This window comes from Aquabacterium sp. (genome assembly GCF_049274795.1).
Classification (GTDB): Bacteria; Pseudomonadota; Gammaproteobacteria; order Burkholderiales; family Burkholderiaceae_C; genus Aquabacterium.
This window is the reverse complement of sequence record NZ_JBASTH010000020.1, coordinates 1-10,263: the sequence shown is the minus strand read 5'-3', so window position 1 is coordinate 10,263 and position 10,263 is coordinate 1. Positions and strand designations below refer to the sequence as shown.

The 10,263-nt window shown below is 70.6% G+C and carries 8 protein-coding genes; all 8 read right to left on the bottom strand.

Annotated elements, in window-relative coordinates; all coding sequences use genetic code 11:
• Window positions 1-1,304 (bottom strand): hypothetical protein (locus WAQ08_RS02445; protein ID WP_422189050.1); only part of this gene is annotated, 1,304 nt, incomplete at its 3' end.
• A 58-nt stretch (window positions 1,305-1,362) separates the two neighbouring features.
• On the bottom strand, window positions 1,363-3,501 hold the full coding sequence (locus WAQ08_RS02440; protein WP_422189049.1) for a phage tail protein: 2,139 nt from the start codon (window positions 3,499-3,501) through the stop codon (window positions 1,363-1,365).
• Between the two features lie 10 nt (window positions 3,502-3,511).
• On the bottom strand, window positions 3,512-5,779 hold the full coding sequence (locus WAQ08_RS02435; RefSeq protein WP_422189048.1) for a putative baseplate assembly protein: 2,268 nt from the start codon (window positions 5,777-5,779) through the stop codon (window positions 3,512-3,514).
• A gap of 16 nt (window positions 5,780-5,795) precedes the next feature.
• A complete protein-coding gene (locus WAQ08_RS02430; RefSeq protein ID WP_422189047.1) occupies window positions 5,796-6,209 on the bottom strand; it encodes a GPW/gp25 family protein in 414 nt (137 codons plus the stop codon).
• On the bottom strand, window positions 6,206-8,041 hold the full coding sequence (locus tag WAQ08_RS02425) for a hypothetical protein (protein WP_422189046.1): 1,836 nt from the start codon (window positions 8,039-8,041) through the stop codon (window positions 6,206-6,208). The genes WAQ08_RS02430 and WAQ08_RS02425 overlap by 4 nt, the downstream gene beginning before the upstream one ends.
• Window positions 8,042-8,049: 8 nt before the next feature.
• Window positions 8,050-8,724 carry a phage baseplate assembly protein V gene (locus WAQ08_RS02420; protein WP_422189045.1) on the bottom strand — a complete coding sequence of 225 codons (675 nt, stop codon included), beginning with the start codon at window positions 8,722-8,724 and terminating at the stop codon, window positions 8,050-8,052.
• 4 nt (window positions 8,725-8,728) lie between these two features.
• Window positions 8,729-9,823, bottom strand: a complete 1,095-nt coding sequence (locus WAQ08_RS02415) for a phage late control D family protein (RefSeq protein ID WP_422189044.1) — start codon at window positions 9,821-9,823, stop codon at window positions 8,729-8,731.
• Between the two features lie 51 nt (window positions 9,824-9,874).
• Complete coding sequence (locus WAQ08_RS02410) at window positions 9,875-10,054, bottom strand: hypothetical protein (protein ID WP_422189043.1); 180 nt, start codon at window positions 10,052-10,054, stop codon at window positions 9,875-9,877.
• Between the last annotated feature and the right edge of the window lie 209 nt (window positions 10,055-10,263).

Genomic DNA, 10,263 nt, shown 5'->3' with positions numbered 1-10,263 from the left:
GCCTGCGCGTGTGCGGCCTGGGCCATGCCCGCGTGCGGCTGGCCCTGGGGCAGCACACCGCCGACGAAGGCCCGCAAGGCGGCGTCCTGCGGGGGCACGCCCAGCGCGGTGGCCAGGGCGGCCAAGGCGTGGCCGCGCGCGTCGACACCCTGGCCATGGGGCGGGCCCATCAGTTCTTCGAGCAGATCCGGGGCCTCCAGCGCGCGCAGCCAGAACAGTGCGCCGGCCCATTGGGTGGGCTGCCAGAGTTCGCTGTCAGGCAAGGCGGGCGCAGGCGGCAGATCGGTGTCGTCCGTTACGGCGTGGTCTGAGATCGCATGCACGACGTCGATCGGCGCGGCTTCAGGCTGCGGGGCAGCCTCGCGGGCCGATGAGGTGTCGATGGACGGTGCGGCAGCCGAATCCTCATCACGCTCACGCCGCAAGGCAGGCGGTGCTGCCACACCCGTGCCCCAGACCACACGCCACGCGGCATCCAGGCGTTGGCGCAGCAGGCCGATGCTGCTGCCCTGGTCGGGCCAGGCGACAGCGGCCATAAGAACAGCCAGCACCTCGCCGTGCGAAGCCGCCAGCCAGGGCCGCGCCGCCAGCCAAACGGACAAGACCTGCGCATCGGTGTTGAGCGCAGGCCTGGCCACATCCCCATGAGGCGTGGCAGACACCTGCCCACCCGCACGCTGGAGCGCCGGACCGCCGCGCCATTGCAACACCGCATAGCCCCGGCTTGTGATGCATGTACCTAGCCAGCCCTGCCATTCGCTGACAGGCACGGCGCGCAGCAAGGCCGTGAGCGCACCGGTGGAGGGTTCGGCCGCCACCCATTGGCGCAGCAACGGCCATACCCAGCCGGGCTGCGAACGCAGGTGCGCCAAGCCTTGCGCGAGGGCGCGCTGCGGGCTCATCTCGGTGCCATCGAGCCAGCCCATACGGCGCCAGGCCCATTGACGATGCGTCTCGCCCAGGGCGCTGCGGTAGATCAGGTCGGACAGGCCCTGACGGCGGCCCCGGTAGCGCACCAGGTCCGGATGCTCGGGGTGGGTCATCAACTCGCGCACGGCGTTCTGCAGGGCCTGGGTCCAGTCCTGGCCGGCCTCGGCACGCGGACCGTCGGGGCGCCAGTGCATGGCCACGTCCAGGTGACGTATCAACAGCCATTCCTCGGGGTCGGTCACGTCCACGCCCAGGTCGGGCATACCGGCCTCCTGCACAGTTTCGCGCCAGCGGCGCAGGTCTTGTTCCGACAGCGGGTGGGCGCTGTGCAGGGTGCCGCGCAGCCGGGGGATGCGCAGATCGTCACTGCTCATAGGGAAGCCCTCCGCGCAATGCGCTCCGGGATTCGCGCTTGGGAGCGGCCCGGCGCGCTCATGGCCGACCTCCCAGCACGAAGCCCTCGCCCAGCGCGGCCGGGCCGACCACGGCGGGCTTGAAACCACCTGAGGCCCCCACCACCGTGCCCAGGCCCACCTGCGATCCCAATCCCACGCGGATGCCACTGCGCGCCGTGCACAGCTCGAAGGCCGTGTGCGCGGGCTTGTGCACCTCGATCAGGCGGCGCACGCAGGCCAACTGCGCATCACTGAGCGCGGCCACCACCGTCACGGTGAAGCGGTGCGCGTAGCTGTCGAAATCCACCGGGCCCGCATCGGCCATCGGCTTGGATTCGGGCTCACCGATCAGGCCACCGACGCGGAAACCCACGCCCAGCACGGCCTGTGACTGGTTGACATCAGGGTTGCCGGGCACACCACCACCGCGCAGGCGGAAGTGTTCGAGGATGATGGCCTCGGCGCCGTCGGTCAGGAGCTCGATCATGCGGCGCAGGCTGGCCACGGTGCCGCGCGTGCGGAACAGCGGCGCGGCCTCGCGCACCATGGCGCGCTGCACGGCCTCGGGCCAGCACGGGTCCATCGCCAGGCCGATGAAGGAGGCCAGCCAGGGCAAGGCTTCGCCCGGTGCGACGCGGCCGTCCAGCAGGCGGTGGCGCTGGCTGGAGACGCCATCCCACTCGTCCAGCATGGCCGCCATCGGCATCAGGAAGCGGTAGAGAAAATCGCGCGCGGCGGGTTCGCGCCACAAGGTGCGTGGCAGTTGGCGCAGCAGGGTGTGGCCGGGGTAATCGACGCGGGCGCTGCGCAGGCGCGGGCTCTTGCCGCGCGTGCCGGTCAGCTCGAACACCAGCCACAGGAAGCGGCCGGGCGCTGCAAGCACGGGCGCCTCGTACAGCGCGAAGCCCTCGGCCACGGCGCGGGTGAGCGGGCGCTGCGAGTCGTCACGGTACAGGCGTGCGGGCTCGCCCGCCTGCTGCAGCCAGGTGTAGCTGGATGGCAGCGGCGTCTCCCCGGGCAGGGCGATGTCGCTGAGCGGCTGGCCAGCGGGTGGCGTGCGCGGCCAGGGGTCGTCGTGGTCGATGTCGTCGCGGGTGAAGGTCCACAGGCGCAGTTGCGTGCCGGGCGGCAGGCAGGCTTCGATCAGCACGCGGCCCCAGGTGGTCTGGTCCTGGCCGCTGTCCAGGGCGTGGCCCATCAGCACGCCGCGCGGCTTGTAGTGGGCACGGGCCGGCGCGGCGTGGCGCAGGCCCTGGGCCGTCCAGTAGGCCACGCGGCCATCGGGTGCGAAGGCGATGCCCGCACCATCGTAGAAAGGCGCGCTCAGGCCCGGCAGCAGGGCCGGCTGCTTGCCCAGCCAGCGCAGGCGCACGAACTCGTCGCCCGGGCGCATGGCCAGCACCAGCAGGGTGCCGAACTCGGCGTCGTCTTCGCCGGCCAGCACGTCGCGGGCGTCGGGCACCGCGTAGGGCTTGGGGTCGTCCAGGTGCAGCGCGTACAGGCGCGCATTGGCCGTGCCGGGCGCGGCCAGCACCCAGGCCAGGCGGCGGCCGTCCACACCGCGTGCCACGCTCAAGCGTGCGGCACCGGCGATCACGGGCCAGGGCAGGCGGCGGGGCTCGTCGCACGGGGCGATCAGCCAGGTGCTGCCATCGGCCAGCAGCGCGAAGATGTCGCCGCCGCACGAGGCCAGGTCCAGCGGCACCTGGCCCATGTCGAGGCGGCGCGTGACCTCCTGCTTCCAGGTGTCGATCACCCAGATCGCGGGGCGGTCGGGGTCGGCCACGTAGAGCAGGTTGTCGCTGCCAGCGGCCAGGGCCTCGGGGCGCAGCGGCAGGTCGGCGCCGGGCAAGGGTTGGCCGTTGTCTTCTGTCTCGGGGCCAGTGACGGTGAAGGGGTGCGTGGCCACGTCGTGCACGCCGAGCTGCGTAGTCGCGCCCCACAGCACGTACTCGATCGCGGCTTGCGTGGGCAGCGCGTGGAACAGGCGGCAGTTGGCATCAAAGGCCAGGCCGGCCCAGGGTGCGGGCGTCGGCGCAGGGGCGCTGGACACGGGCGGCACGGCTGGCGCCAACGTGACGATGTCGTCGGCCAGCGTGGTGTCCATGAAGGCGCCCCGCAGCCAGTGCGCACGGCCACGCATCAGCAGGGTGCCGGTGTCGGGGGTGAGCCTCATCGCATGCGCCTCAGCACTCGTCGCGCAGCACCGGCACGGGCACCGGCTGTGTGCCCGGGGGCGGGCTGACGTTCTGGCCCGGCGCTGGCAAGGCCGTGGCCTCGTCCACCACGGTGACGGCGGCCAGGTGCGGCACCACCCACTCGGGCAGGGTCAGCACGTCAATGGATGACCACGTGGGCTGCGTGCCGTCGGGACTACCGGCGGGCGGCGGCACCTCGCGGTCCAGGCGCAGCGACTGCACGTAGGACACGCCCTCGACCTGCATGACCACGCCTTCCAGCTCGCGCGCCAGCACACGGCGGCCCAGCGGCCAGCCACGGCCTTCGGGGCCATGCGGTGGCAGTGGCGACAGGTACTGCTTGAGCAACGTGCCCACCCAATCACGCACGGCGTCCAGGCCATAGCCTTCCTGCACCTGCAGCGACACCGCCACGGCGATGCGCTGGTAGGTGGGCGGGATCACGTGCAGCTCGGTGGTGACCAGGCGCCATTGGTCCAGCCAGGCGCAGACCTGGCCAATCTCCAATGCATCGGGCAACGGCGCATCGGGGTGCACCGGGTCACGCTCGGGCCAGACGACCACGCTCACATTGCCCGGCTTGGCGCTCTTGCTGGGCGGGTAGAACAGCGGCAGGCATTCAGCGCGGCCCAGGCTGACGGTGGGCGTCTGCAGGGCCAGCTCGGCGAAATCGGTACGGGTGACCGCACGGCGGTTGCGGCGCAGCTCCGACGGGATGCGCTGCAGCGCCGCGTCCAGGCTTTCGCTGTCGACACCGCCTTGCGCGGGCAAGGGGTTGAGCACGGTGAGCGCGACCTGGCCCGGGCGCTTGAGCGGCGGCACGGGCACAGGGCCCTGCAGCACATCGCCCCATTTGGCGATGGCGCCCGAGGGCACATTGCCCGCCGCGCCACCGCCCCAACGGTAGCGGTTGACGCGCACGCGCTCGCCCAGTTGCGGGAAGCGTTCGCCGAAGCGCACGGTGCCCGCCTCGGCATCGAGCGTGAAGTGGCGGTCGTCGGCTGTGCTGGCGTCCAGCGTATCGGCCTGGGCCCAGTCGGTCCACACGCCGCTTTCCTCGACCTGCAAGCGCACCGGGTCGGCATCCTCGGCCAACACGGGCGCATAGGCCAGTTGGAAGACCTGGTCGGGCTGGCCGCTGCCCGAGCCCAGCAGTTCGGGCGCGGCGGTCACGCTCTGCACCAGGGCCAGCGGGTTCAGCGTGAGCAGCTGCACCGGGCCGATGCGGCTGCCATCGGCACGCCAGGCGCGCAGCCAGAACCACAGGCGGTCAGCTTGCTCGTCGTCCAATTCGGGCGGGTAGTCGCCGGTGCCGGCCAGGCCGGGTGGCGCCACGGGCATGCCCAGCGGTGCCAGATCGGAGGGCAGTTCCAACCGCACCACGCCCTGGCGCATGAAACCCTGCGAGGTATCGCCCGACACGCGCAGCGGCTGGTAATCGGGGCCGCCATCGCGCGAGGGCTTGGCCAGCGAGGCCTGCCACCACAGCGAGGGGCCGCTGCCATCGCCACAGGCACCGGCCTGGTCGATGTCCGGGAACCAGGCGGCGGGCGAGAAGCCCAGGCTCAACGGCAGGGGCTTGCCTTTCTCGCGCTGCAGATCCGCAGCAGGATCGGTGATCGCTTTGGGGTTCTTGAGCACGGCCACCCACACACAACCATCGACCGTGTCACTGAAATCCAGCGCGGGCGATTGACCGTCAGAGCCCAGCGTGAGGACTTCGTAAGGGGCCACGGCCTCCAGCGCGCCCTGGGCCTGCTGGTTCAGCGCGTCGATGCTGCCCTGCACCGAGGTCTTGAGTTCCGGATCCAGCCCCGCCATGAAGGCCTGCATCTGATCAGGCTGATCGCCCGCGACCAGACGCCGCCGCGCCACGGTGACGCAGTCGAGCGGCCACACGGTCGCGTCCTGCGTGACGGTGAAGACGGTCTTACCCGCCTTGAGCTGATCCCCCGCGTACACGACCACGCCATTGGGCACATCGCTGCTGGCACGCACAAGGGCCGTGGCCGGGCGGGCCCCGCGCAGGGGCAGGTCCAGCAGCTTGAGGAAGGCCAGCTGCGTGGCCTCGGGGATCTGGTTGAAGCGGAACTGCAGGCCCTCGCCCAGGTAGGCGAAGAGCTGCAGCAGCGTGATGCCGGGGTCGCTGTCCTGGTGGTCCGTCCACTGCGGGTTGTAGACCGGGATGCGGTTGCGCAGCTCGGTGAACAGGTCTTCGAAGCCACGGTCGTCGAGGATGGGGGTGATCAACGGCATGGTGTGCCCCGGCCCGTCAGGCCTGCTCCAGGTAGAAGGGGTAGACGAGGATGTCCTGGCGGCCGTCGAGCACGTGCGCGTAGCGGATCTCGATCAGCACGGTGGCGCGGTCGTCGGTGGTGTTCACGGCCACGTCGATCACCTTGATGCGGGCCTCCCAGCGCGACAGCGCGTTGCCGATGTCGCGGGCGATGCCGGCACGCGTGGCCGGGCTGTTGGGCTGCATCAGGTAGCGGCGCAGGCCGCAGCCAAAATCCGGCCGCATCACGCGCTCGCCGGGCTCGGTGTCCAGGATGGTGAAGATGGACTGGCGCACTTTCTCGGGGCCGTCCACCACGGGCAGGCGGCCCTGCGCGTCAGGCGCGATGGGCTGGCCCAGGCCGCGGCCCAGGCGGTCGAAGCGGTTGAGCTGGCCGAGGGGCGTGGTCATGCGGTCGCCCCCTTCAACGTCCACACCGGCGTGACCGGGTCTTCATAGACCAGCGGCTCGCCCACGGGCGGTGCATCCGGCAGCTTGCCCTGCGCATCGGGCTGGCGCGCAGCCGCGTCCTGCAGCGACTGGTCGATGGCGCCCAGCGCGTTGTTGCCCATCGCATCCAGCACGGGCACCTCGTCCATGCCCGTCTCCTGCTGCACGCGCAGCTCCATGAAGCCGTTGCTCTTGGTCAACCTGTCCTTGAGCTCATCGGGCTTGACCAGCACGTCCACGCCATTGAGCTTCACGGTGAACTCGGCGTCCAGGTCGATGCCCGGCGGCGTCACGGCCAATGCGGCATCCAGCCCCGCCGCCGCCTGCACCGACGGCGGAATGCAGAAGCGGAACACCAGCAGGAACCACAGGTTGAACACGAACACCACGATGGGCAGGAACAGGTTCAGCACGAACAGCGCGATGATCGTGATCAGCGGGATCGAGAAACTGCAGATGGCCTCGCCGCCCACGCTGTTCTCGACCGGCTTGCCATCGTCGATCTTGGGCGACAGGTGCTGCGGCTGCACGAAGCGCACGGGCGAGAGCCGCCCCTTGGGCCGCAGTGCGGCTTGCGCGGCCAGCTCGCGCAGGTCGGGCATCTTGATGGTGATGGGGCGGTTGGCCGAGCCCAGCACGTCGAAGGGCGCGGCCACGCGGAAAGGCTCGGTCGGGCGGCTCCACACCAGCGCGCCGTGGCAGTCGGGCGCCTTGCCGGCACGGCCCGGGCAGGCGTGGTGCTGGCGCACGAAGCAGCGGACCTCGTAGGTGGCCTGGTCGTCGAAGCGGGCATGCGCTTGCGTGTCGTGCTGCAAGCCGCCGGTGGGCACCAGGCCGTAGTACACAGTGCGGCCGGCCGCATCGTGCGTGGTCTCGCGCGGATCGGGCACCAGCGGGTACATCGGGTAGGTGTGCTCACCGCTGGTGATGTCCTGCTGCTGCTCGGCGGCGCTCAGTTCTTTCCAGTAGCCGAAGGTGGTGCTGGGCTTGCCGTTGACGAGCACAGGGAACCAGCCGTCCACCGCCACGGTGATCTGGTTCTGCTCGTACCACTGCTGCAGGGCCAGGCGCTTGGCGGCCAACGCGTTCAGCGTGTGCTGCACCAGTGCGGCCCAGTTGGGCTGGCCGGCCTGGCTGGCCAGCGTGGCCTGGCGCGCCTGCGTGTTGAGCTTGAGTTCGGCGCTCGATTGCGGATCGCTCACGGCGGCATCGAGCGTTCGCAGCGCCATCAGATCGGCTTCGAGCGTGCGCACGGGCGCGGTCTGCGCTTCGATGTCGACCGGCGTGATGTTGGCAGGCACCACGCTGCGGCGGCGTCGCACCACGAAGCCGGCCTGGCAAACCTGGTCGCGGGTCACCCTCGGGAAACCGGGCGCATCGCAATGCAGTTCGCAGGTGACCAAATAGTGCCGATCATGCGCGGGCTGATAGAGCTTGCGCAGGCTGCCCGGCGCCACGCGCGGGCGGTACAGCCCGGCGGCCACGTCGCTCTGCTTGGCGACCTGGCCTTTGGCGTTGAGCGCCAGCAGCAGGCTGCGCAGGGTCGCGCCCGGCACCTTGACCAGATCCTGTGTCTGCACCACATCGACCACCGGGTCGTACTTCAGCGAGTGCTGGGGCCGCGCCAGGAAGTCGGTGATGAAATCGTTGCCCGCGAACTTCTGGATCGCGGGGGCAGAGAGGCGGCCATCCTCCGGCAGGCCCGGCCGCGCCCAGCGGTACCAAGGGCCGACCAGGCGCCATGGGCCGGAGGTGCCCGCCACCTTGGCTTGCGCCTGCACTGGGGATGCCACGGCGGCGCTCACCATACGTTGCCCGCCCCGGGCGTGTAGCTGGGCGAGACCACGCCCGTGCCGGCGATCAGCGTCTGGCACTGCAACACGCCGTCGCAGGTGACCATGGGCGCGTGCAGGTTCACGGCCGAGGCGTTCACCTCCACCGTGGCGTTGGCCGTGATGGTGACCTGCCCTGCCACGTTGATCACGATCTTGCAGCCATTGCCGTGCTGCACGGTGATCTCCTGCATCGCGTCGTCCATCACCAGCTTGTGGCCGCTGTTCATCGACACCGTCACCTTGGCCGCGCCCACCGTGTCGTCGAACTGGAGCACGCTGCCCGAACGGGTCTTGAGCGTGCGCAGGTTGTTGGCGCCCTGCGCGGCTTCGGGCAAGGCCGCACGGCCGTTCCAGCAGCTGCCCACGATGTAGGGCCGCGATGGGTCACCCGCCTCGAAGCCCACCACCACCTGCGAATCGATCTCGGGCAGGATCTCCAGGCCCTGGTCGTCGTCGGCATAGGGCGTGAGCAGGGTGGCCCAGGCGCGCACGCCCTGCCCTGCATCGCCGAAGCTGGGGAAACGCACCTGGATGCGGCCCTTGCTTTCGGGATCGACCATGTCGGTGACGATGGCGGGGTACAGCCCGAACCAGCGGGCGCCGGCACCGTCGTTGATCGCGCGGGGGTCGTGGTGGCTCATCGCATCAGCCTCCCTGCCCGATCCAGGCCCGCTCGGCCTCGAAGTGCGTGCGGTAGCCGTTGCTCAGGTCGAACTGGTGGCGCACGCGCGTCACGTAGTAGCCATCGCCCTCGAACAAGGGCGTGACGCGTTCGAGCTTGAGCACGGTGCCGACGCGCAGTTCGGTGTTGCCATCGGCGATGCCCACGGCGCGCACGAAACGGCGGGCGCGCGTGAGCAAGGCCGCCTTGGCCAGTGCGCGCGCCTCTTCGCCCTTGAGCGGCACGTCGCGCACGCGGTGGCTGGGGCGCGCGCCGAAGGCCCGCTCCAGCACGTCGATGCCGTGCGTGTGCCCTTGGGTTTCGGCCGCCACGACCGCCTCGGTGGCCTCTTCATCGATCTGGTCGGCGTTGTCGTCGTCATAGCCGCCCACCTTGACCTCGCTGCGCTGGTGCGCCAGGTCGGCCGACAAGGTCACCTGCACCAGCGTGTTGCCCTGGATCAGCGTCAGGCGCGGGCCCTGGCGGCGGTCGCGCGCGGCCATGTGCAGGGCGCCCTGCGTCACCCACACGTCGGCACCCAGGCGGCGGGCACGTTCACGCAGAAAGGCCAGGTCGCTCTGGTTCCATTGCTGCACCATGGCGTAGGTCGGCCCGTCCACATCGGCCTGCGCGCTCAGGCCATGCTGCGCGGCGATCTGCTGCAACAGGTCGGCATCGCTCACCTGCTCGTAGGTCTTGAAGCGGCGCGTCATGCGCAGGTCCATCAGGCTGTCTTCGGCCAGGCAGCTGACCTCGGGCGCACGGCCCGCGTCCATCGACAGCTCCAGCGCGCTGACCTTGCCATCGAACAGATCGACAGGCGCGGTACTGGGCCCCATGCCCACGCGCAGCGCCTTGCCGAAATCGAGTACGCGGCCGTCGAGCCAGTTGATGCCTTCGCTCTCGCCGCTGTCGGCTGGGCCGATGGCGATGAAGCGCGCCTCCAGGCGGCTCAGGCCGTCGATGTCTTCTTCGATGCGCACCAGCGTCACGTCGCGCGCCATCGCGCTTTGCAGCTGCCCGCCCACGGTGAACGCGGGCAGGGTGGACGATTGCAGCGGTGGCTGGGCGGCAGGCATGTCGAGGTTCGGTGATCAGGTGATGGAGGTGGATCGGGGCCGCGCAGACGCTCAGTCGTCGAAGCCCCAGGCGGAGGTGCGTTCGGCCAGCGCACGCGCGCGGCGCTCGACCTGCTGCCAGCGTTCCTGCTCGTTGGTCGATGGCGCCTCGCCGCCGGACGAAGGCTCTTCGGCCTGGCCACGGGACTGGACGCTGACGTCGGCATGGATTTCGTCGATGTGCATGGGCATGGGTGGGCTCCGTTGTCGTGGTGATGCTCCTCAGCGGCCGTTGCGGGATCGGCGGCCCTTGCAGCCGCAGCCACGGGCCACGGGCGTGGTGCTTCGGGCGCTGCGGTTCGCGCTGGCGGTGCTGGTCGATGTGACGGCATTGCGAGGCACCGCGCTGCCCAGCGCCATGCGCGTGGCCACGGGCATCACGGGGCCGGCGTCCACCGCCC